Genomic DNA, 23,739 nt, shown 5'->3' with positions numbered 1-23,739 from the left:
AAACAGGTTTTTAATCAAGTTCAAAAAAAGTGTTGACTCGATTTACCTGGCGTGATATTATATATCTTGTCGCCGCTGATAAGAGCTTGTCTCCTATAAGCGATGAAGATGATACGCGGTCGTGGCGGAATTGGCAGACGCGCACGGTTCAGGTCCGTGTGGGCTAACCCCCGTGGAGGTTCGAGTCCTCTCGACCGCATCCTTATGAAGAAGCTCGTAAACTTGCTTTTTAGCAGTTTACGAGCTTTTTTGTGTTGAAATTTGGACGGCAAACCGGCAACATTTACTTTCTGACTTACATATTTGATCAACTTTACTCAAACAATACGGTTAGGTATGTATGAATAGGATGGAAAGGGGCGTCAAGATGCGGAAGGTATATAAAAATTCGGTGATCCTGCTGTGTATGGTATGGGGGATCGTGAACGGACCACAGATAGGCTATGGTGCAGGGATGGTTGCTTGGACTGATCTGTCACGTCAGGAGCCAAACCAAGTGCACGAAGAATCCGGGCGCAACAGACCCGGCCAGGAAAAGAAAACGAATAAGCTAGCCGTTATCATCGATGATTTTGGCAATGATCAGAAAGGGACTCAGGAAATGCTCAGTCTGCCTGTCAAAATCACGGTCGCTGTGATGCCTTTTTTGCCCACAAGCGTGAAGGAGGCCGAGGCCGCGCATCGGCAAGGCCATGACGTGATTATCCATATGCCCATGGAGCCTAAGCAGGGGCGAGCTTCCTGGCTTGGACCGGGTGCCATCTTAACCTCGCTTACCGATGAGGAGATTCGTAAACGCATGGAAGAGGCCATTGATTCAATTCCTTACGCTGTAGGGATTAATAATCATATGGGTTCCAAGGTTACAGGGGATGAACGAGTCATGTCCATCGTACTCGACGTATGCAGGCAGAGAGGGCTGTTTTTTATCGACAGCAAGACGAATTACTACAGTGTGGTTGGCAAACTGGCAGCGGAGAAGGGGATGCCATCCATCGCCAACGATATCTTCCTGGATGACGTTCATACCGTTCAGCACGTGAGCAAGCAGCTGCAGACCGCAGCACAGCATGCGGAAGAGAGAACTTCCTGCATTGCAATAGGCCACGTTGGAGTGTATGGAATCCGCACGGCAGAAGCGCTAAAAGGAAGCATTCCTAAACTGCAGGCGAAGGTGGAGTTTGTAGGTATCAGCGATCTGGTAAGGGAACGATCAAGCTGGCGACCGAATCCGCTGCCTGCGTATTAGTGCAATAGCAGCACCGATAGCAATTTTTTGCCATGTTGTGAGTAACTGGACGATAAAAGGTTATCCGACAAAGGTCAGCCCATATCTTGTATAGACATAAAAAATAAATAGCCTTCCAGACAAGGACCCGGTGATTCCGTTCCCTGTATGGAAGGCTGTACTTATGTTGAGGCAGCGGCCACGCATGCTGTGAATGATCTCGCTAATGTTGCTGCTGACGCGCTGTGCGTAATCGGAATATCCCTAAAAGGTCCCGAACAGATGATTTCCGTTCCGAATCGTGTTGGCTACTGAGCCGGGTAGGAAGAAAACAAAAAACAGCCCCAATCTACAGGGCCGTTAAATAACCGATAATCCCGTCGGCAATGGCCTCGGCAATCTGCATTTGACCATTGCGGCTGGTCAATAAGTTCCGGTCCTCCATGTTGCTGAGGAAACCCGTTTCAACGATGACGGCGGGTACTTGGGTTTGATTCAGCAGATAATACGGCTTGCCTATCATGATGCCATTGTTGTTGCGGTAAACCAGATTCAACTGCTCTTGGATGGTGTCCGCAAGTAAGGTGCTCCGTCCCTCGGATTGATGCAGGACGATGCCTCCGCGCTTGGAGGAGTTCTTTCCCCAATTCACATGAATGCTGACTACAAGCTTGGTCGGAATCTCGCTGCTGAGTTGTTTACGATGCGACAGATCCCGGCGGTGTCTGGAGGAGCTTCGGTGCCAGCGGTTGTCGTCGCTAAGGGCGTAATCGGCATCACGATTCATCACGGCATGATAACCCTCCTTGCGAAGCAGCATGAACAGTCTGCGTGAAATGGCCAGGTTAATATCTTTTTCAAGAATGTCCCCATACGACGTACCGCCGTCAATACCGCCATGACCCACATCGATCAGAACGACATCATGTGCAAAAGGGTGCAGGTGCCGGAGCCCGGACTGGTCGATTTCCTGACCTGAGGAGTGGGTGGATTCCGGCGTTTCGGACGTAAGCCGGACTGTCTGTATCGATGTCTGATGAACGGTTCTTGCGGGATGCGTCATGGCATGCTTCCTCACTGGACAGGCTTCGGTGACAGAACCCGGGAATGCCAGCGTAAAGAGAAGCATCCACACCCCTGCTGCCTTAACCATGATGGATTCCTTCTTTCACGTAAAATTTCGGCTTTATTAGAATGTGCATTTAGCGGAAAAATCATGCCGTTCAAATACGTGCGTCTAGAATCGATCGAAATGGAGCAAACTGATATTGGGATGTGGATAAACCATAAGGAGTTGATTCATATGGCTAGCGGCGATGATTTAATCAAGTACATTACCGAGCGCGTAGTTCATTATATAGATACACCCAAGGACGTTCGGCGCAAGGCGAAGGTGAAGGAATCCTGGACCACAAGGTGGTTCGGCATGATTCCGTTCTCCATGTCGCTATGGAAAGAAGATGTAACCACCAAGCGCAAAAAAAGGGCAAAGTAGCAGCTGCTGCACGTTCCTTCATGAAGTCGCATTTTGTACATCGTGCGTATTGCTCCCTGTTACGCACGATGTCAGGTTCGAAACATGCTTTGAATGGCTAGTAGACCCTTGTGAGTGCTGAGTGCACAACCATAAACCGTTTTGAAAATATAAAGGACGCTGCCCGTTAAAGGGCCGCGTCCTTTTGTCAGTCATGGCATATTGCATGGATGAGGGCTGCTTGCTTTAACCCGTGTCATTTCGGCTGAGCATAAAATTGACCTTGTCCGATTAACCGGGATGCCGGCAAGAAACGGAGAGTGTCTGTATTCCGTAAGGGAACCGACACATAAAGCGCAGCCGGGTTCTCCTGATTCGCCGGGGACCAGCGATGCCAGCCGGTTAAGTTAAAAGGTGCACCGTAAGCAGCATTGCCTTTTTTGGACTTGAATATCAGGGTGGAGTGCTCTTGTAGTAAATTCCGCAGATCGGCGCTGCTTCGGGTCGTTAGTTCGCTTGAGGTCAGCCACAGCAGATTATTGTAAGGATCCATGGAGTCGCCGGTTGCGATGGAGGGAGTGCCGGCAAACCAATGATTGGACGTGGATGAAGCCACGAGTCCTTTGGCTGTTGCAGGCAGAGATACGGATACCAGCTTCGTCGTTGAATGGGTCTGCTGGGGCTCATCCGGGAGAGCTTCACTATTTAGTGCATTAAAATAAATCGGCTTCTTGCCGGGCAGCTGGACCTGCCAGACGGGGGACACGTCATACAGCTTGCGCACGATGCTTCCTTGAGGCAATGATCCTCCGGCCTTCACAAGTCCTTCCGCAGAGAGCCGTTCTTTCAACGGCGCTTGGCTGTAGGGAAGAGTCGAGCCGATTCCGTATTCACTCAGGATATATCCACCGTCTTCTTCTGCACTGATAATCATGTATCCTTGCGGCAGTCCTTCATCGGAAATCGTGACCAACCAGCCGTGCGTTCCCGGACCAAGCGGGGTGAATTCGAGCTTGGCTTCATCCCAGGTCGTAAATGGCGCATGGGCCGATAATTGAGCGACAGTCTCCTCCGCAAAGTCCATCAAACTCCCGGGTACCTGAGCCACGGCTTTGTTCTGATTAACATCTGAAACGCCTGATCTATGATGATCCGCTGTAAGCTGAGTGCTGGTGCTGGTCAGACTAGGGCTGTTCGCAGAATTGGAAACGTCGGCTTGGCTAGAAGCAGCCAAGCTTGCCTGCGGCTGGAACGAGCTGAACCACAGGATAGTTGTTACGATCATAGAGACAGACAGCACTCGATATCGGCTGGTCTGTTTGTTATCGGGTGATTTTGGCTGGGAATTCTTGCAATCCTTGTCATCATGGTTATGAAGTTTCATGTTCCACTGTTTCAAATCATTAACCGCCTTTCCTTGGCCCTACGCGCCGTGGATGTATTGAAATCATCATATCGGACAAGCTCTGCAAAGGCTGTTGCAAGCTGTCGCGGTAGGAGAAGGGAGAATGGTTCTTTTTTTGCCTGCTTTTGTAGAGGGGCGTCATGATGACGCACCCACAGGCGAACACAGATGAAATAGACCGCAGGTTATGACGGACAAGCTCACTTTCGGCTCGTACTGCCACTGCATTTCCGACCGACGGTTCTTATATTGCTCCTCAATGAGCGCTTTTTTCTCTTCATCCTGCTCCTTGAGCAGGTCCTCGTAATAGCTGTCGATCACCAGCAGTTCTTCTTCAAGACGTTCTCTTGCTTTGGTGGCCCAGTCATAGTCCAGCTTGCTTATCTTGTCGATAAGATGGTTCTCCAGCGCATCTACGGCCTGTTCGAGCGTAAGAGCCGCCGGTCGGACGTGAACGCTCTCGGGCAAGCGGGGCGTCAGTTCGCGTCCAATCAGGATCGCCGGGAAGTCTTGGGCAATCGTACGACTAGATAATGAGATTCCGAGAAAAAACAATTCCTCCCGCTTCAGATCACAGCTGAACTCCACCTTGAAGCAGACGCCCAGCCACTGCTCATACGGAGTGGAACGGGCTCTCGGACGCGGCTCGGTATCGCGCTGCTGGAACAGGTAGACGCATTTGCCTTCCTCCCGGGAAGCATTCCAGATTTGGGCCAGCCGGCTGCTTCCGTAGCCAATGTTCTCCCGCTGAATGCGGCCGGGACCGAGGATAGGCAGAACTGGGGCATTCCCATAAAAGCGGGCCAGGAGGGGATCCTGCGCGGGTGCCGCGAGCTGCGCTTTGGCCTCGGCTGCTTGGGTCTTTGCAAGCCGTTCGTCGTATTTCTCCGGATCAAACACGAAATTGAAGGACAACGTTTCGGCGGGAGCGCCGGTACGTTCCACGAAGCCCCAGTAATACGGGCGGTTGGTGAGCATTTTGTCGGCTTGCGGTGACAGTTTCACGGTGACATGCTCAGGCGATTTTTCAATGACGGTGCATTCGGTGGCTTCCAAATAGGCCATGAAGTGCTGCTGCACCTCCTGCGGCGTCATGGTCATATTAGGCTTCTTCCTCTCTTAGATTTTCTTCGACGGTGCTTCCCTGCTCGATATCCTGTTTAATATGGTGAATCGAGTCGCCCAATGTGCTGATGCGCTGGCGGAGCTCATCGTCGTTGCCGGACTCCAGCATGATTTTGTACAGACTCTTCTCGATGGATTCCTTCTTCTCGAACCGCTCCAGAATGACATCCAGTCCGCCGATAACCATCTCAAACATGTTGATCTTCTCGTGCAGCAGGTTCAGGATGTGCTCTTCAATGGTTCCCGACGTGGACAGGTTGTAGATCTTCACGTCATTGGTCTGGCCGAGACGATGCACGCGTCCAATCCGCTGCTCAACCCGCATGGGATTCCAGGGCAGATCAAAGTTGATCATATGGTGGCAGAATTGCAGATTGATGCCTTCGCCGCCAGCTTCCGTCGCGATCATGACCTGCGCCTTGCCACGGAAGAGATCCATCATCCAGTCCTTCTTGCCGCGGTTCATTCCGCCTCGGTACGGTACGGAGATCAGTCCGTGATCGCGGAAGTAATTCAGCAAGTATTCCTGCGTGGCGCGGTACTCCGTAAATACGATGACCTTCTCGTTCATTTGCTGGATGAGCTCGATGGTTTTTTCCGCCTTGGTGTTGGCTTTGATGGCCTTGATGAGATAGACGAGCTCCCAGATTTTATCGCGCAGCGGAGAGTCCTCGGGCAGCTTCTTGGACAGATTAACAAGAGTCACGAAGACGGCATCGCGACTGCTGCACACTTCACGCTGGAGCGTAACGAGTGACAGCATACTGCTTAAATTTCCCCCTGCTGCCTGATACTGATCTTTGACGAAGGACGTAACGCCGTCGTATAATGACTGTTCTTCGGGCGAAAGGCTAAGCCCTACATTGCGGACGGATCGCTTGGTGAATTTCACTTCGCCCTCGCCGCGGCGGTTACGGATCATGACCTTGGACAGCTCATCCTTGAGCTGATCCTGGTTCTTGGGTCTTCGTTTATCGACAACAAAATTAGCGGCAAACTGCCCTTGGCCTCCGAGCTGGCCCGGCTTCAGCAGAGTGATCAGATTGAAGAGCTCGCTGAGATCGTTCTGCACCGGCGTGGCCGTCAGCAAGAGGCAGTATTTTTTGCGCAGCTTTTGAATGAATTGATAATTGGATGTTTTCTTGTTCTTGAGTTTGTGCGCCTCATCGATGATGAGCATATCGTATTCCTCGTTCAGCAGAATCTCCTGATGCGGATCGCGTTTGGCCGTGTCCATGGAGGCGACGACGATATCATTCCCCCAAGAGTACGCTTTTTTCTGCGCAATCGCGGGAATGCCAAACTTGGAGTTCAGCTCGCGAACCCATTGCAGCACAAGGGAAGCCGGAACGAGAATCAACACTTTGGATACCAGACCGCGCACGATGTATTCTTTTAAAATAAGACCGGCTTCAATCGTCTTTCCTAGTCCCACCTCATCGGCGAGAATCGCTCTGCCCGACATCTCGAACAATACGCGTCTGGCGGTATCAGTCTGATGGGGGAGCGGGGATAAGGCGCCAAGATGCTTAAGGCATTGTAATTCTTCAAAGCTTGTAACCAAGCGGGATTTCTCGCCCTCAACGGCAAGTTGGGCCAGACGATAGTCACCCCAAGGTCCACCCTTGTCCAGTCGACCGGCGAGATCGTCAAACCAGGAACGGTCGATCTGCAGTGGAACGGGAAGGCGTGGGTCGGTAATCATGCCTGATTCGGCAGATGGCTGATGGTTCATGTCGATCTCCTCCTGTTGTGAAAGATTCCGGGCCAGCGGTGTATATGTAGTATGGACGAAAAAAGAAGTCTTCATAACCTTGCACGAATTCGGGAGGCGTGGAATACTCTATAGGGCGCACGGCTGCTGGAATTGGATATTTTCATCCTTTTTTTTCATAGGGAAGGGTGAAAAAGAGAGCGAGAGGAAGAAAGCGGAAGCTTGCGAGCGGGAGCTTGGATCTGTTGGCTTAATTTTCACATTATCGGCATAGTTAACCTATATATAGTGTAGTATAATGAATTGGTAGCACTATATATGGTGTATATAGTGGTTTTAGATGTTTGACCGACTACATAACAGGTTATGTTGTTGGTGAGCGCATAACTGCGGAACTTTTTAATTTTATATCTTATATAGGAGGTAGTTGCTCTTGAGTACGATGCAGAATCAGCGGCTGGAAGGTTTAAGCGAGAAGATCTTTTTGGACCGGTATGCCTGGAAGGATGCGGACACCAACAACGCGAAGGTAGGCGATGTGGTGCTCGTTTTGACGAAGGATGATCCTAAATTTCCGACCAAGGAAGTTGGCGAAATCGTGAATCGCGAAGGCCGCAAGGTCACGGTGAAGACACGGAAGGGCGAGCTTGTGGAATCGGATGTGGAGAAACTGACGTTAACCATCGAGAAAACGCCGGAAGAAATGTGGGATCGACTCGCGGCTGCCATGTCATCGGTTGAGGCAACGCCGGAACTGCAGGAAGAGTGGCGCGGAAAGTTCCGCGAGATTCTGGATGATTGGAAGCTGGTACCGGGCGGACGGATTGCAGCTGGAGCTGGTGCGAGCGATGAATTGACGCTGTTCAACTGTTACGTGATTCCTTCGCCGAAGGACAGCCGGGGCGGCATCATGGAAACCCTGAGCGAGATGACCGAGATCATGGCTCGCGGCGGCGGTGTCGGCATTAACTTGTCTTCCCTGCGTCCTCGGCGTGCGATCGTAAGAGGCGTGAATGGTTCTTCCAGCGGCGCGGTATCGTGGGGCGGATTGTTCAGTTATACAACGGGATTGATCGAGCAGGGAGGAAGCCGCCGGGGTGCGCTCATGCTGATGATTAACGATTGGCATCCGGACGTGGAGGATTTCATTACCGTGAAGCAGACGATGGGACAAGTTACGAATGCGAACCTGTCGGTATGCGTCAGCAATGATTTCATGAAGGCCGTGAAGGAAGATCTGGACTGGGAGCTGGTGTTCCCGGATACTACTGATCCTGATTATGATGAGCTGTGGGACGGGGATCTGGATAAATGGAAGAAAGCCGGACACCGTATCATTCCATATAAAACCGTAAAAGCACGCGAGGTCTGGCACACGATTATCGAATCCGCATGGAAATCGGCAGAGCCGGGCGTCGTATTCATGGAATACTATAACCAGATGTCCAACAGCTGGTATTTCAATCCAATTATCTGTACGAACCCTTGCGGTGAGCAGGGACTTCCGGGCTGGGGCGTATGTAATCTGTCCGCGATGAACCTGTCGAAGTTCTATGATGAAGCGAATCATGACGTTGCCTGGGATGAGCTGGCGACAACGACGCGTTACTCTGTGCGTTTCCTGGATAATGTCATTGACCGGACGCCGTACCATTTTGAAGAAAACGAATTGAACCAGAAAAAAGAGCGCCGCGTGGGTCTCGGAACGATGGGCCTGGCCGAGCTGATGATCAAGCTGAACATCCGTTACGGCAGCCCGGAATCGCTGGAGTTTCTGGATAAGCTGTATGGCTTCATTGCTCGCGAAGCGTACCTCGCTTCCGCGGATATTGCCGAGGAGAAGGGTTCGTTCCAAGCATTCGATGCCGAACTGTACCTGCAAAGCGGTTTCATGAAAAATATGACTGAGGTATATCCTGAGGTTGCTGAAGCGGTACGCAAAAAAGGTGCGCGCAACGTAACCGTCATTACCCAAGCGCCAACGGGCAGCACGGGTACCATGGTCGGAACGTCGACGGGGATCGAGCCGTACTTTGCCTTCAAATACTTCCGTCAAAGCCGACTCGGCTTCGACGAGCAGTTCGTGCCGATTGCCCAGGATTGGCTGGACAGCCATCCGGGCGAAGAGCTTCCGGATTATTACGTCACGGCGATGAGCCTCTCTGCCGAGGATCACATCCGCGTGCAGGCGGCGATTCAGCGCTGGGTAGACAGCTCCATCTCGAAGACGGCAAACTGCCCGTCGGACTTCACGGTTGAAGATACAAAGCGTTTGTATGAGCTGGCATTCGACCTTGGATGCAAAGGTGTAACGATCTACCGCGACGGCAGCCGTGACGTGCAGGTGCTGCAGACGGAGAAAAAAGAAGATAAGGCCGCCGAAGCGACAACAGCTTCTACTGCGGGCACGGCGCTGGAGCAAAGCGCGACAGGCCAAGCGGCAGAGGATGCGGCGAGCGTTGAGCCGGCGGCTGCAAGCGTGGCAGTGACAGCCTCACCGAGCAAGAGCGGGCTGGATAAACAATACAAGAAGCGTCCGCAAGTGCTGCGCGGCGCAACCTATAAAATGAACACGCCGTTTGGCATGGCGTACATTACGATCAACGATCTGGACGGCATTCCAAGCGAAATCTTCCTGAACGTCGGCAAGGCCGGATCGGATGTGTTCGCGATGGCGGAAGCCTTGGGCCGCGTCTGCTCCTTGTTCCTCCGTTACGGGGACCACGGTAATAAGGTAGAGCTGCTGATCAAGCACCTCAAGGGCATCGGCGGCACCGGCGCGATCGGCTTCGGCGCCAACCGCGTGGAATCTATCGCCGACGCCGTGGCGAAGGCGCTCGAAACGCATGTGGCCAACAACGCCGAGGCGGATCATGACCATGATCCGGCACCGGTCGCAGCCACGATGGCGCCTGCTGATGCAGATGCCGGGAGTGAGACCATAGCCGCGGGATATGGTGGACATGGTTCGCACGCAGGCGGCAGTTCCATGTCGCTGGATCTATGCCCATCTTGTGGCGGGGCGTCTCTGATTAACATCGAAGGATGCAAGACTTGCGGGAATTGCGGGTATAGTAAGTGTTCGTGAGGAAGTTGAACTCTTTGTTTAGAAAACATTAGATAATGAATGATCATTTTAAAGGCATTGGAGATTTCCGCGAAGGCGGGGATCTCCTTTTTTTCGTACGGCCAGCATGTACGGTGGTGTGAGTGGAAGGGGGAGCTGCCCTACCTACTCGGTTGTTATAGGAGGGGAGAGGAGCAGTTGGAGCTCCCCTATGTTGCTCTGTATGATGGTGGAACAGACCGGTCATTTGCCTAGACTTGGAACACATGATATCTCAATTAGTGAATGCTATATCATTCATTAAAAAAGTCAGCCAATAAAGGCTGACTTTTATGTCTTTCTATTAATTAATATGCTGTATCCCAAGTTTTCGCTTATTACTCTATTCGAATGAGTTTAACCTCTTTCTTTTGCTTTGTTTTTTCTGATGTAGCCGTAGCTGCGATATCTAAGATAGCTTCCATTTTCTGAATATACTGCTCCGGGATTTCATCTAGCAGGGAAAAGATTTTCTTGAAGGATTTTTCATAAGCGTATTGTACGTATTGATCATATACTTCTTTGCCTGTTTGGGTAGCCTTTATAATAATGTTTTTCTTATTGTCAGAGGTATGGTATTTTTCGAGAAACCCTTTCTCCACCATTTTTGTAACATTTTTTGAGAATGCGCTTTTAGATATTCCCAACCGATTAGAAATTTCAAGCATATTTTGGTTTTTATCTTCATTCTCCAATATATATTCTAGTACTTGAATTTGAGCAGCAGAAAATAAAAAAGGAGTATTATACGGATACTCTTTTTTGTAAGAGTCCGCATAAGCATTACCAAATTTTACAAGCCTCTCGACAAATATTCTATTTCTCCCCATCCATTCTAGTGACATAGACATCACTCTTTTCCTGTTCATTTAGCTCTTAAAATTATATCAAAAAAAATAAATTCAACAAAGGGATATATTCTATATTGCTTTCACTTATTATGTGTAGTATAAAAACAATATAGTTTACTTAGGAAACTATATTGTTTTAATTTTGAGGAGGAGTTTTATGGAGAAGAAGAGCACACGAAGGTTATTTGTTGTGTCTGTCGTTATGATTATTGTAAGCGTTTGTTTATCTGGTTTTTTGCAAACTTCCTTTGGAAAGACAGAAATTATTAATTTTAAGGTTCCAACTGAACATGGACAGTGGTTGTCTGGACAAATATATAAACCTAAACAATCGAGCGCAGAGAACAAGGTTCCTTTGGTTATTACCGAGCATGGTTATCTAAACAATAAACATATGCAAAATGTAAATGCCATTGAATTATCACGAAGAGGAATTGCTGTCATGACATTCGATGCATACTATCATGGAAAATAAAGCTCGGCGAGTGAACCGGTAATGGAGGCAGTTGTTGCAAATGGGGAGGGAATGATACCTCTAGTGGAATTTGCCTACCATAATCTGAATTACATCGATAACCATCGGATCGGTGTTATGGGACATTCTATGGGGGGGATGTCAACATGGATGACGTTAATGCATTATGGTTCACAGTATTATACTGCAATGGAAAAAGCGAAAACACCGGAATCGGAAGGCGGAGAAGACATTACGGATCGTGAACTGGAATATGCAAATTCTTTGAATAAAGTATCAGCAGGACTGCCAATAGGAAATATCCGTTTATCAAGTGAAGAAGCTTTTAGCCAAATTCACGCTAACTTAGGAATTATTTATGGTCAATTGGATGAGGGGAATTATGATTTGTCCCAAGGAAATGGTGATCTATCCAACAATGCTCTTGAAGGTTTAGTCGCAATTAACTCGATTTTTCCAAAAGAGGAACAGCAGTCAAGCTTTGAGGTAGGTCAATATTATGGGGATGCGGAAAGCCAGACGCTGAGAGTCGTTCATAATCCTAAGCAAACGCATGAGTGGGCACATTTTTCCCAAAAAACAGTTGCTGAAACGGTCGATTTTTTCAACCATTCGTTCGGGCTCTCGCCAAAAATAAAAAATACCGATCAGCTATGGATCTGGAAAGAGCTTTTTAGTTTTATCGGATTATTGGGCATCTTTCTATTGATTTACCCGGCATCCTATTACTTATTAAAAATTCCGTACTTCCGACAGTTAAAATTAACAAAAGAACAAAAAAGTTCGTTAACGGGTACGATGCAAACGGAAAAGAGTACAATGAAAACCAGACTTTTTTGGATAAGCTGGCTGCTTAGTTGGCTGTTTTCTGCAGTTGGAGTCATTGTAGCCTTAAAACTAGACCGGTTTATTTTTAAGAGCACGTCCAGTTTCATGTCTGTAAAATGGTTTCCCCAGCCGATTACAAACTATATTATGATATGGGCGATCTTTAATAGCCTTGTTGGATTGGCCCTGGTTATTTGGAAATATAGACAGAAGAAAAGAAATAGTGCTGAGCTTTCTATTCAACATCTAGGATTAAAAATCGGTCTGAACCCCTTGATGAAGACTTTTATTCTTGCTCTATGTATCTTTGGAATCTTTTTTACGGTTGTATTTTTGGCAGAATACATCTTAAATGCTGATTTTAAATTATGGATACTGGGGGTATTTACATTCCATTCAGATAAGTTCTTGGTGTGGATGAACTACCTGCCATTCTTCTTCATTTTTTATCTGACGAACTCGTTGTTTATAAACAAATTGAGTTTCAGCAATATCAAGTCTGAAAAAGTAAACATGATTGTCGCTGGATTCGGAAATGTGCTTGGAATCATGATGATCAATGGAATCCAGTATGCTGTTTTATTTATGACGGGCAACTCATTCTGGCAAGAGACGAGACTTTATCCCATGGTTTTACTTCCCTTTATTTTCTTATTATTTGCAGCGGCAATGATTAGTCGAAGCCTATACAAACTGACAGGAAACATTTGGCTCGGTGCAATGGTGAATACATTGATCATAACGATGATTGGAGTTGCTAACACGGCTACCTTGGTTCCTTTTCAAACTTAAAAGATCTAAAAAGCAATACACCCCCAATCAAATCTCGAAATAGATCAGGTGTACCTGAAGTGCACCCCTTAGAATGGACTTTGGAATAAACCTTAATTTATCCGATGAAATTCAGGGGGGAAAGTACCAGTTCCTCTGCACTGCAGATGGAATCGGTGCTTTTTTTTTGCAATATATTAACCGTACCACCAACACCAAACGTTTTTTGTTCAGAATTTCGATATATATGCATATAATATTTATTTTAGTATAATAGTTAAAATATTACTTTATGATCTAACCATTACATATATTTTCTCTACTGACATTCTATATCAAGAAGAAAAGAAAGGAGGTGAATAAATGAAAAAAGTAGTACTAATCTTATTATTAGCGTGCTTCTCTTTCTCTACTAGTGCATTTGCTGCCTATACTGCAACATCTCATGATTTGACAGTTAGCCAACCAGCTCAATATAAATTAAGTGTTGGCCTATGGAGTTCTACGAATGAAACCGTTGATCTAACGCTTTATTCGAAAGGACCATCTGGTCAACTTAGTACAGTCTTCACGACTACCGTGAATATTGGGCCAACTTCTTCAAGTCCTGTCGAGTATTCAGTAGGTTATCTTAGCCCTGGAACTTATGTCCTCAAAGGACAATTCCAAGGGTCTTATGGTAGTTTAGGACCTGTTAGTTTGAATCAAGCCAATTAATAAAAGACATAGAGATTAAAACGGCCAAGCTCAATCGTATGGCCGTTTTATTTTTTTAATTGAAAAAGGCTCGGTTCAAAAAAATTGACAATGGAGTTTTAGAAGAATTATAACACAATGGGGGCTGTAGCGAGGGGACTAATCAAGTAGCCTATCCCTGGCAGTAACCCTCCCATGGATTGAAAAATGGCGGATAGCGCGTCAAGAAAAGCGACCGTAATCATGCAGCACATCCTGTCTTTTAATGAGAGATGTGCTGCCGATATAAAATAATGCGGTATATATTCCTATTGATTTAATCCGGCACATTTCGTAATACTTTCTCTATATTTACCGGGAGTAATGCCTTCGATCTTCTTAAAAACCCGAATGAAAACAGTATCGCTTGTATAACCGACCATCTTGGCAATCTGTGCGTTGGTCAGCCCAGGATCCGACATCAGTTTCTTAGCGTGATCCATGCGTACGACAGTCAGATAGTCGTTGAAGTTCTGTCCACTCACTCTTTTAAAAAATTGTGAAATATATTGCGGCGTGATCTGCAAATGCTCAGACACTATATTCAAGCTCATGTTTGGATCGGCGTAATTCGCTTGAATGAAGGTTTGAATTTGCAGAAGGAGCTGTTCATTGTGATCGCTTCGTTCCAGTTTGAACGATTCGGCGGCCGATACATACAGGTCCTTCGCTTTTTCAAACATTTCGTCGGTTGTTTTACAGGAAACCAGGAATCGCACAGGGTGGATGTCACCTTCTGTAAGCTTCCGGTAGGCCAGCGTATCCGAATCCGATGCCATGATACGCAACAGGGTACCGGCAAGACTGAATAATAAGCACCTCCCAAGCTCCGGAGTGATGGATTCGTCGCGAAAATTTCGATCGAACAGCTGTGTGAGCAGTTGGATAACTTGCTCTGTATCGCCGCTTCGAATACAGTTAATTAACTGCAGCTCGGTTTCGACGGGGTAATAATATTGCAGCTTTTTCTGGCGAATATCATGATAGTAAAAGGTCGACAGCTGCCCATTGACCATCCTGTACTCTAAGGCGGCAGCCGCTTCCAAATAGGCTTCCCCAATCTGATGCTGGCCCTTATGAACGCCGCTTACGGCTATGCTGATCTCCAGCTTGAACCTAGTCTCCAGCATGCGATGCAATTCGGATACGATGTCCTTCACCCGGCAAGCCGGATGATCCATCTGATCCGGCATTAGATTAGCGAGCAGGGCCAGCCGGTCTTTCTCCAAGTCGATCGTATGTATCGTATGGCCTTCGTAGATTGAATCTTCAGCCAGATTGGAGATGATAAATCGCACCAATGCCCATTGTTTTTCACTTTGGTTCGGTGCGAACCGGGACATGTCGTCCACTTGAACGAGAATGACGGCAAAATGAGGAAATGGAAAATGGATGCCCATAAATTCCAGCGACTGTTTCATTTGCTCTGGAGGTTCAAAGTAGCCTTGAAGCACACGATGCAAATAGTTAGAACGAAGAATGGGCAGTTGTTGAGTCAGTTTGTTTTTAATATGCCTTTCTTCATCCCAGGAAATCTTCATCATTTCCAGGATGTAGTCAAATTCATTCACAGCAGGTTTACGTGGATGAGACTTTCCGGCCTGAATCGCCTCTATCATTCTCTTGATTGGAAAATAGTTTCTGTACGCGATTCCATATGCAGCTGCACTCCCCGCAAGGATACATAGCAAGAGAAGCCACAGCGCAAGATGCTCCATTTGTTTCACTTTCTGTAGATATATATTCAAAGGCATCACAGCAATATAGTACCATCCGACTTGTCCCGAGGTTGTGAATGATACCGTTACATCTTGACCGTTCAGATTGTAATTGCGTAAACCGGAGTTCGACTTCAGTTCATTCAATATCGAGTGTGATAACGGACTTGCACCAGGGGTACTGCTGATGAGTTCATGATTTTGGTTCACGATATAAACGGAACTCCCGTTTGCGGACTCGATTTGTCGTGTCATTTCGTGAATCTTGGTTTCATCGATCAGAACCGTAAGATTCCCTTTAATATTGGATGTGTCTTCGACCGGCAACGATTGCATAAAGGTAATCACTTGCATGGGGTCATCCTTCAGGTAGCCGTTTCGTTGTAAGGTGGAGGACGGCAGGTATGTTTGACTATGATAGCTAGTCATCTGCTTACGCCATTCTTCATGGGTCAGATGTTCAAAGCGATAATATTTATCATAAAAGTTGTGAGAATCGGTTACGAGATTCGGTTTGATTACAGAATCGCTTCGGTCCAAAAAAATATAGAAATCGTACACAAAATCCTTGGTAATTCTCGAATGCATGTTTAAATAATCTCTTGTAAACTGGACCAAATGATACCGTTCTGACAAGTCTTTGTGTTCCGTATCCAATAAATAACGCAGCTTCGGATTGAGTATAATTTGATGGGATAATTGTTCAATTTCTTTAAAATTGCTGTCTATATTGAGACGCATCTGCTCCAGCATGCCGAGATTGGACCGTTCCGCATTGGATTTCATGATATGTTCAATATTGGTATAGAACACAAACCAAATCAGGATGGGAACCAGGAGCAGAAGACAATTGGATACGAGCATCCTGATGAATAGGCTCCTTCTTTTGCTTCCGGCATTCTTTCTTCGAATGATTGAAAACATGGCGATCCTCCTAGTATAGAAAAGCTTGCTCAATCCCTATAATTCGGGAAGAGCAAGCTTGCTCCCTTCGTTGGATGACCGATTCGTGTGATGATCATTCTTTTAACGCACCAATCAGGACACCGTGCACAAAATACTTTTGCAGAAACGGGTACAGGCATAATATTGGAAGTGTAGATATGATAATCGTCGCATATTTGATCGTGATCCCGATGTCCAACCGATCTGTGGCTGCTGCATCGGTCGTCATACTGTCCGTACTATTCGAGATCAGAATTTCACGGAGCACTAGCTGTAGAGGAAATAACTCCCGATCACGCAAATAAATCAATGCGCTAAAGTATGAATTCCAATGTCCCACTGCATACCACAGCACCATGACGGCAATAACGGGCATCGAAAGAGGCACAATGATTCTGCTCATAATAATCCAATCATTGGCCCCGTCGATCCGCGCGGATTCCTCCAAACTAACGGGTACCGCTTGAAAGGCGGTTCGCATAATGATCAAGTTAAATGAACTGATAGCCCCGGGCAAGAGAAGAGCCCAAGGCGTATCCAGCATGCCGAGACTGTTCACCAGCAGAAAGGTTGGAATCAGCCCCCCATTGAACACCATCGTAATCACGATGATGAGCATGATGGAATTGTTGAAATAGACGTTGCGGCGAGAAAGGGCATAGGCACCGAGCGTTGTCATGAATAGGTTAATGATTGTGCCGCCAGCAACATAGAAGAGGGTGTTCCGGTAGCCGGTCAGAATCATGGGATTATCTATAACGGCTTTATACGCATCCAGATTAAACCCGGTCGGGAAAAACAGCATGCCGCGAAATCGGGCGATTTCTGCAGGATCGCTTAAAGATGCGAATAATACGTATAGGAACGGATAAAGCGTGACGAAGCAAAGCAGGAGCATGAAACATGTATTGACGACGGAAAATATCGATTCGCCCAGGCTGCGTTTGTGAAACATACCGGTCCTCCCTTACCACAATTTATGTTCGCTCACTCGTTTGCTAATGGAATTGGCGAGTACGATCAGAATGAAGCTGATGACCGAATTGAATAACCCAACGGCAGCGGTATAACCGAAATCGGCTCCCAGGATACCTTTCCTGAATACATAGGTAGAGATGACATCGGCCGTCTCATAGGTCATCGGATTGTACATCAAAATAATTTTCTCGCTCCCGACGGAAAGCATGGATCCCATGTTGAGAATGAGCAATATCACAATGGTCGGCATGATCCCGGGCAGGGTAATATGCAAGGTCTGTTTCCATCGTCCTGCTCCGTCAATCCGGGCCGCATCATAGAGAGTCGGATCAATGTTGGCTATGGCGGCGAGATAGATAATAGAGCCCCATCCGATTCCCTGCCAGACGCCGGAAGAGACGTACATGAACCGAAACCACCCCGGCTCCTGCATGAAGGCAATCGGTTCAAGTCCGATCATGCCAAGAAGTTGATTCACCAGACCGTCGCGGGCAAAGAAATCGATCATCATCCCGACCACAACGACGATGGAGATAAAGTGCGGGAGATAGCTTATCGTCTGGACGATCCGTTTAAAAAAACTCCTGCGAATCTCATTAAGCAATAAGGCAAGTATGATCGAAGCGGGGAACGCGAACAGCAATTCATAGATATTGATCAGCAAGGTGTTCCGAATCAGTCTCCAAAAATAGTAGTTTCCAAAAAAACTTTCAAAATGATCGAAACCCATCCATGGACTTCCCCAAATTCCGTCGGCAAGTCCGTAATCTTTAAAAGCAATTTGCAGACCATACATGGGTCCGTAATGAAAAACGATGTAGTAGGCAACGACGGGCAGCAGGATAAGATAAATGTAGCGGTTCCGTATTATGTCCTTTTTTATCATGCTCCATTTCTTCTCTGCCCGGTTCCCCGTTGCCGTCTTCACAATGTTTCTCTGTACATTAGGCATGGTTTACTCCTTCTTTGAATACCGGAGAACGGCAAGCCGCAAGCTTTCCGTCTCCAGTGTAGTAGGCATGTTATCGGTTGTTATAGCGTTCCAATCCGGATTGCTGCATTTGAATTGCCTCGTCGATACCCATGCTTTTCATGGTAGCGACATACTCATCGAACTTATCCAGCGATTCTGCGCCCATAATGAATTTAACGATCATTTCATTTTTATACGTATCGATATCGTTCATGATCGAGGCATATCGGCTATTATTTTCCCGGGCGATGGTGATCGGAGGCATTCTTTTTTCATTCGAAGGTTCTGCCCAGACCGTCAAAGCCTCTTGCTGCTCCGGTCTGGCCGCATATTGCTCCATATAGCGTACATCCTGCAAGAAAGGACCCGCATCAGCGGACAAGACATGCTGTTTCAGGGATTGGGCAAGCGGCAATCCTTCCGGATTGTTCATGACGGAATCCATATATTTCGGATAACCGTCAACCATCGTATAGGATGTGCCTTCTTTACCGAAGTTCATGATCATTCGTCCTTCTTCACTATAGAAATAATCGAAGAATTTTACGGTTTCAGCGATGTGCTTGTTGCTTTCAGTTATAGCAGTGAATATGCCGACAATCTGATTGTCCATTTGACCGAATATCGGTTTACCGCCAGATTGTGACGTCGGATAGGGTGTGGCAATAAGCTTGAATTGCGGTTCCTTGGACTCCATTAAATCCATAAACCTGCCCATGCCTCCGCCTACAGCCATAACAGCCGCACCGACCTGATTGCCGGTTATTTTGGCATCGTACATTTTGCTGTCATTGGCTGCAAAGTCTTTGTCCAGCAAGCCTTCATTGTACCAACGGTTCATAGCCTCCAGGTATTGCTTATATTCGGGTTGAACGGGGCCATATTTAACCGTATTTCCTTCGTGATAGAAGCCGTTCGGGATGCCAAAAGCGCCAGTAAAGGCAAGTTCGCCTGCTCCCATCATGATCGGAATTTCATCCGCCTTTCCGTTGCCGTTGGGATCTTGTTCCTTAAACGCTTTCAAAACGGTATACCATTCGTCGATGGTTCTGGGAATAGGCAAATCCAACTTGTCCAACCAATCTTTACGTATAACCGGGCCGGAGTGGGTTTGCAGTTTTCTCACGGGGCGGATGAACGGAAAACCGATAAGATCGCCATCGTCCGTTGACGCCTGTCTTCTCCATTCCGGGTTTTCGTCCAGCAGCTTTTTGAAGTTAGGCGCTTGGTCCAAATAGTCATTTAATGGAATGATCTTTCCATCCTTAATCGCTTTTTGAGCGCCTCCCGGATAATTATTCCACGAATATTCAACGACATCGGGCAGCGATTTCGAGGCCATCATCAAGTTGAATTGTTCGCCAGCTTGGCCTTGGGCCGGGTGTTGGTAATCGATTTTGACACCGGTTTTATTTTCGATTTCTTGAATAGCGGTAATCTCACCATAGCTTTTCATAATAGCGGCTGCGTCGGGATGCATCTGTTTCCAATACGATAAGTTGCTCAAAGGTTGGGTTGACTTTGTGGATTCCGTACGCCCCTTTGGCATCTTCTCACTACTGCAGCCGGCCATCGCTGTGGCAACCAGTCCCAGAGATGTTATAACAGGTATAAGCTTTTTGATGATGTTCCTGCTCATCTGCATAAACCGTAGTTCCTCCTCCATATTTGATGTGCTTTTGACATATTCAGCATAAAGGATGGTTGTTTTTTCCGGAATCATATAAAATCAGGAAAGGGTTGCCATTATTAAGATCAAGCACTGGCGAATATAAAACTGAATCGACCATATTAAAGATTGGCCCTTATAAGTGGGGAGAGATTGCAAATCATTGGGGTTAAGCAGCGAGCCGCAAGCCGCAAGCTGCAAGCTGCGAAAAAATCTTCGCATAGTTTCAACAAGTTAAAGTCGGAGACGTGCATGAACTGCAACAAACAAAAAGAGTGGACGCTAGATTGTGAACAGCCGTGTTTGATGCTCCACGCGATCTCGTGTTAGATGTTTGGACGGAAGAGGAGAATCTGTTGAAATGGGGAAGCGAATGGGGATAGATAAGAATGTGTGAGGAGGGGAAATAGATGACATTTGTTTATTAAATTCTGACCCATTTATTGCATCGGGGTGCAAATCATTTGAAATAAGGACGCTAAAGCTGGCCAACGAAGAAAATAATTATTTACTAGCGAAATGGGGGCATTTAAACAATAATGGAATTATTATTTGTTTGGACTTTAAGGTTCTCGGGTTCGCGAGTATCCAAACGTTAGACGAAATCATTTGAAACAGGGAAGGATGGGAGACAATGAAATTAGAGGTTTTAAGTGTTCCCTCGTATTGGAAAACTGAAATGAAACAAAAATATATTCAACTTTATGAGGAAAACAGCAAGTTGGTTGTTTTGTTTCCCGGAAAAAACTATCCTTGTGATAAACCAATTCTACATTTTGCTGGAACCTCCGCACTTCAAAGTGGTTTTGATTTATTGGTACTGGAATATGGATATCAAGCTGCGAGAACGAATTTGGATGTTAATGAACTGCAAAGAGTCATAGAAGATAGCCACGAATCGGTTCAACGAATCATTGGCAAGTACAAGCAAGTTGTTTTTATTAGTAAGAGCATAGGGACAATAGTTGCTGGTGAAGTTCATGGGAAACTTGAAATTCCAATCAAACACTTATTTTTGACACCAATCAAAGATACAATTCACTATATCAACAAGTTTAACGGACTTGTGGTTTATGGAACAAAGGATGAAGTGTTTAATAATGAACTTGCAAATCAAATTAACATAGACAAAGTTAGAGAGGTCATTGAAATTCCTAATGCCAATCATTCTTTAGAGACCGAAAATGTTGAGGAAAGTATTGAGATTCTAAGTAAACTCGTAAGGATATATATGGAATATCTAAGCAAGTAATCAGTTGTAGGTTAAACAAAGTGACTTCGTCTAACGCCTTATCACACATAGGCGTACGCACCTTAAGTCGCTGGTGCTAACAACTCATAGAAAAGGGGCATCCGCAAGATCTTAGATCTTTTGGGATGCCCCGTTTGAGTCAAATATACGCTTTACAAGCGTCAGTTGATATTTTGCATTTTCACAGGCGATGGAGCCGCACTGGCTGACTTTCGTTTAGCCAGATCCATTTTACGCTGCAGCATGCCAAGCACAAGATCCGCAACGATTGCCAGCACCGCGGCAGGAATGGCGCCTGCAAAGATCCGAAGGGAGTTATTGCTGTTGAGTCCGGCATAGATTTCCCGTCCCAACCCTCCTCCTCCTACGAGTGGAGCAATCGTTACCACGCCGATGGCGATGACGGCGGCAATGCGCAAACCTGACAAGATGTAAGTCAGCGCAAGCGGAAAACGCACTTTAACGAGCATTTGGAAGGGGCTCATCCCGATTCCTTTTCCGGATTCTAGATAGCTCGGATCCACCTGTTTTAATCCAACGTACGTATTACGTGCAATTGGATTCAGTGAATACAGGAAGAGTCCCACCATGACCGTTTTCGTTCCGAGTCCCATCCATAACATGAGAACCACGAGCATGGCCAAGCTCGGTACCACCTGCAAGATGTTGGTGATAAACAAAATGATCTTGGCAGCCCATTTGCTCTTAGAGCAGAGAATGCCAAGCGGTACTCCGACGATGAATGCCAGTCCCAGACCGATAACCACCATCGTAATATGCTGGATGAAATACTCCCAGAGCAACCCCTGATTTCGTGATATATACGACAAAAAGTCGGCAAATGTTAAATGTTCATTTTCCATGCTTACCCTCCTTTAGCTTTTCAAGAGGCCCTGCTCTTTCAAGTACGCGATTGCCACCTCTCGTTCGCTTTTCTTCTCAATGTCCACCTGATAATTAAGCGATATCATCGTATCTGCATCCAAATGACCGATTAAAGGCGCTATCGTATCCTGGATTTCAGGATGCTTCTTTAAAAGGTCCGAACGCAATACCGGACTTGCATCATATGGAGGGAAGAATTGCTGGTCATCCTGAAGCGTCTGCAATTGGTAGGCTTTCAGCCGGGAATCCGTAGAATAGGCCAACACGATATCCACCTGCTCATTGGCTACCGCACTGTATACCAGGCTGATTTCCATGGGGAACACCTGACCGAATTTAATGTCATATGCTTTGGAGAACGCCGGATATCCATCCGTGTTTCTCTCCAGCCATGTGGTATCTACCCCAAGTTTCATACGATCCATGTCTTTTTTGACATCGGAAATTTTGGTATATCCATTGGCTTCGGCCAGATCCTTTCTTACCGTGAACGCGTAGGTGTTCTCAAAACCCAAAGGGTTCATCCAGGTGAACCCGAAGTGTTCCTGAAATCCATCTTGAGCTTCCTTCAAGACTTTGGCGCGGTCTTTGGTACCGCTGATCGGAAAATGGTTGTTGAAAATCTCACCGGTATATAATGTTGCCATCTGAACGTCGTTTCTTTTCATCGCATTGATGACCAATGAACTCGATGCCAGATCCGGGATAATATCCACCTTCAGATCGGTTTGGTCTTCAATCAGAGCTTTATACATTTCAGCTATAATCTTGGTTTCGGTATAGGTTTGAGTCCCGATCGTAATCTCGCTTTGAATTCCGCATGCGGAGGTTAAAGCGGCAAGAGCCATCATGCAGATTAACAACGGAGCCCATTTAAGCTTTTTCAGTTTCATCACGCCTTCCTTGTTCCGTCCGCCTCGCTGTCTACGGTTGATGTGACTCATATCGCAGCGTCCCGGGTGTGAGTCTGATGGTAGTGTTTGCTTAGCCAGCCCTCAAGCAGCCCAAGCAGACCGTCAGCTACAAGTGCCAGGAGAATGGCACCAATGCCACCGATGAAGATCATCTCGGGCTTGTTGACACCAAGTCCAGATACAATAAGCTGGCCTAAACCGCCAGCACCAATCAGGGAAGCCAGTGTTGCCCAGCTGATGATGTACACGGTCGTAATGCGGATACCGGACATGATGTAAGGAAGCGATAAGGGAAGCTGAATCCTCAAAATCGTTTGGGCGGTGCTGTATCCCATCCCCCTGGCCGAATTGAGCACCCCTTTATCCACGGAGTGAAAACCGTCATAGGTATTCCGCAGGATGGGCATGAGGGAGTATAAAAATAGCGCGAGTATGGCCGGCTTCATGCCGATGCCGAGCAGCGGAATCAGAATAGCCAGAAGCGCCAGGCTTGGAACCGTCTGAAACAGGTTCGTAATGAAAAATACGATGCTGTTGATCCAGCCTATCCGGTTGTATACCAACAGGATTCCGATCGGTACGGCAACAACAGTCCCCAAAAGCACGGCAGAGAATGAGAGGACCAGATGCTCCTGCAATGCATTTAGAATATCCGGATAACGTTCCGTGATAAAACTCCAGAATGCGTTCATA

Annotated in this window: 19 protein-coding genes and 1 tRNA gene; 8 read left to right on the top strand and 12 right to left on the bottom strand. The window is 46.9% G+C overall.

Features of this window, described 5'->3' with window-relative positions; translation table 11 throughout:
• Positions 1 to 115: 115 nt before the first annotated feature.
• Together MKY48_RS23770 and MKY48_RS23765 are read left to right on the top strand one after the other, a co-directional pair.
• Positions 116 to 199 (top strand) — tRNA-Leu (locus MKY48_RS23770).
• Positions 200 to 367: 168 nt separating this feature from the next.
• Positions 368 to 1,249 (top strand): divergent polysaccharide deacetylase family protein, encoded by an 882-nt coding sequence (locus MKY48_RS23765; protein ID WP_339291219.1) that lies wholly within the window; start codon positions 368 to 370, stop codon positions 1,247 to 1,249.
• A gap of 328 nt (positions 1,250 to 1,577) precedes the next feature.
• Here the strand turns inward: MKY48_RS23765 and MKY48_RS23760 are convergent, their stop codons facing one another.
• Positions 1,578 to 2,381, bottom strand: coding sequence for an N-acetylmuramoyl-L-alanine amidase (locus tag MKY48_RS23760; RefSeq protein WP_339291218.1), 804 nt, complete (start codon positions 2,379 to 2,381; stop codon positions 1,578 to 1,580).
• Between the two features lie 150 nt (positions 2,382 to 2,531).
• Between MKY48_RS23760 and MKY48_RS23755 the strand changes: the two genes are divergently transcribed.
• Positions 2,532 to 2,723 carry a YqzE family protein gene (locus MKY48_RS23755; protein ID WP_076325781.1) on the top strand — a complete coding sequence of 64 codons (192 nt, stop codon included), beginning with the start codon at positions 2,532 to 2,534 and terminating at the stop codon, positions 2,721 to 2,723.
• Between the two features lie 235 nt (positions 2,724 to 2,958).
• Here MKY48_RS23755 and MKY48_RS23750 read toward each other — a convergent pair whose 3' ends face one another.
• From MKY48_RS23750 to MKY48_RS23740, 3 genes are all read right to left on the bottom strand, one after another.
• Positions 2,959 to 4,101: a hypothetical protein gene (locus MKY48_RS23750; RefSeq protein ID WP_339291216.1), complete on the bottom strand. Its 1,143-nt coding sequence runs from the start codon at positions 4,099 to 4,101 to the stop codon at positions 2,959 to 2,961.
• A 144-nt stretch (positions 4,102 to 4,245) separates the two neighbouring features.
• A complete protein-coding gene (locus MKY48_RS23745; RefSeq protein ID WP_339291215.1) occupies positions 4,246 to 5,208 on the bottom strand; it encodes a YqhG family protein in 963 nt (320 codons plus the stop codon).
• Position 5,209: 1 nt separating this feature from the next.
• On the bottom strand, positions 5,210 to 6,967 hold the full coding sequence (locus MKY48_RS23740; RefSeq protein ID WP_339266747.1) for an SNF2-related protein: 1,758 nt from the start codon (positions 6,965 to 6,967) through the stop codon (positions 5,210 to 5,212).
• Between the two features lie 412 nt (positions 6,968 to 7,379).
• Between MKY48_RS23740 and MKY48_RS23735 the strand changes: the two genes are divergently transcribed.
• The gene (locus MKY48_RS23735) at positions 7,380 to 10,034 is read left to right on the top strand and encodes an adenosylcobalamin-dependent ribonucleoside-diphosphate reductase (protein WP_339291213.1); all 2,655 of its coding nucleotides are present in this window, start codon (positions 7,380 to 7,382) and stop codon (positions 10,032 to 10,034) included.
• A 356-nt stretch (positions 10,035 to 10,390) separates the two neighbouring features.
• On the opposite strand, the gene MKY48_RS23730 is transcribed toward MKY48_RS23735, so the two are convergent.
• Positions 10,391 to 10,897, bottom strand: coding sequence for a MarR family winged helix-turn-helix transcriptional regulator (locus MKY48_RS23730; protein WP_076325786.1), 507 nt, complete (start codon positions 10,895 to 10,897; stop codon positions 10,391 to 10,393).
• Positions 10,898 to 11,060: 163 nt separating this feature from the next.
• Between MKY48_RS23730 and MKY48_RS23725 the strand changes: the two genes are divergently transcribed.
• From MKY48_RS23725 to MKY48_RS23715, 3 genes are all read left to right on the top strand, one after another.
• Complete coding sequence (locus MKY48_RS23725) at positions 11,061 to 11,378, top strand: hypothetical protein (protein WP_339291212.1); 318 nt, start codon at positions 11,061 to 11,063, stop codon at positions 11,376 to 11,378.
• A 21-nt stretch (positions 11,379 to 11,399) separates the two neighbouring features.
• Positions 11,400 to 12,998, top strand: coding sequence for a hypothetical protein (locus MKY48_RS23720; protein WP_339291210.1), 1,599 nt, complete (start codon positions 11,400 to 11,402; stop codon positions 12,996 to 12,998).
• 342 nt (positions 12,999 to 13,340) lie between these two features.
• Positions 13,341 to 13,694, top strand: coding sequence for a hypothetical protein (locus MKY48_RS23715; protein ID WP_339266741.1), 354 nt, complete (start codon positions 13,341 to 13,343; stop codon positions 13,692 to 13,694).
• A gap of 287 nt (positions 13,695 to 13,981) precedes the next feature.
• Here MKY48_RS23715 and MKY48_RS23710 read toward each other — a convergent pair whose 3' ends face one another.
• The 4 genes from MKY48_RS23710 to MKY48_RS23695 form a co-directional block, all read right to left on the bottom strand.
• The gene (locus tag MKY48_RS23710; protein ID WP_339291209.1) at positions 13,982 to 16,354 is read right to left on the bottom strand and encodes an AraC family transcriptional regulator; all 2,373 of its coding nucleotides are present in this window, start codon (positions 16,352 to 16,354) and stop codon (positions 13,982 to 13,984) included.
• Between the two features lie 94 nt (positions 16,355 to 16,448).
• Entirely contained in the window at positions 16,449 to 17,330 is an 882-nt protein-coding gene (locus tag MKY48_RS23705; RefSeq protein ID WP_076325790.1) for a carbohydrate ABC transporter permease, read from the bottom strand.
• Positions 17,331 to 17,342: 12 nt separating this feature from the next.
• The gene (locus tag MKY48_RS23700; RefSeq protein WP_076325791.1) at positions 17,343 to 18,305 is read right to left on the bottom strand and encodes an ABC transporter permease subunit; all 963 of its coding nucleotides are present in this window, start codon (positions 18,303 to 18,305) and stop codon (positions 17,343 to 17,345) included.
• A 70-nt stretch (positions 18,306 to 18,375) separates the two neighbouring features.
• Positions 18,376 to 19,971: an extracellular solute-binding protein gene (locus MKY48_RS23695; protein WP_339291208.1), complete on the bottom strand. Its 1,596-nt coding sequence runs from the start codon at positions 19,969 to 19,971 to the stop codon at positions 18,376 to 18,378.
• A 658-nt stretch (positions 19,972 to 20,629) separates the two neighbouring features.
• Between MKY48_RS23695 and MKY48_RS23690 the strand changes: the two genes are divergently transcribed.
• A complete protein-coding gene (locus MKY48_RS23690; protein WP_339266732.1) occupies positions 20,630 to 21,247 on the top strand; it encodes an alpha/beta hydrolase in 618 nt (205 codons plus the stop codon).
• A gap of 161 nt (positions 21,248 to 21,408) precedes the next feature.
• Here MKY48_RS23690 and MKY48_RS23685 read toward each other — a convergent pair whose 3' ends face one another.
• The 3 genes from MKY48_RS23685 to MKY48_RS23675 are packed head-to-tail and all read right to left on the bottom strand — an operon-like array spanning position 21,409 to position 23,738.
• On the bottom strand, positions 21,409 to 22,110 hold the full coding sequence (locus tag MKY48_RS23685) for an ABC transporter permease (protein ID WP_339266730.1): 702 nt from the start codon (positions 22,108 to 22,110) through the stop codon (positions 21,409 to 21,411).
• Positions 22,111 to 22,122: 12 nt separating this feature from the next.
• The gene (locus MKY48_RS23680) at positions 22,123 to 23,076 is read right to left on the bottom strand and encodes a glycine betaine ABC transporter substrate-binding protein (protein WP_339291207.1); all 954 of its coding nucleotides are present in this window, start codon (positions 23,074 to 23,076) and stop codon (positions 22,123 to 22,125) included.
• On the bottom strand, positions 23,073 to 23,738 hold the full coding sequence (locus tag MKY48_RS23675) for an ABC transporter permease (protein ID WP_339266726.1): 666 nt from the start codon (positions 23,736 to 23,738) through the stop codon (positions 23,073 to 23,075). Before MKY48_RS23675 ends, MKY48_RS23680 begins: the two co-directional genes overlap by 4 nt.
• Position 23,739: the final 1 nt, after the last annotated feature.

Origin of the sequence: Paenibacillus sp. FSL W8-0187 (assembly GCF_037969755.1) — a bacterium.
GTDB lineage: Bacteria > Bacillota > Bacilli > Paenibacillales > Paenibacillaceae > Paenibacillus_AQ.
Note: the sequence above shows the minus strand (reverse complement) of the source record. Positions and strands in the feature narration are given on the sequence as shown.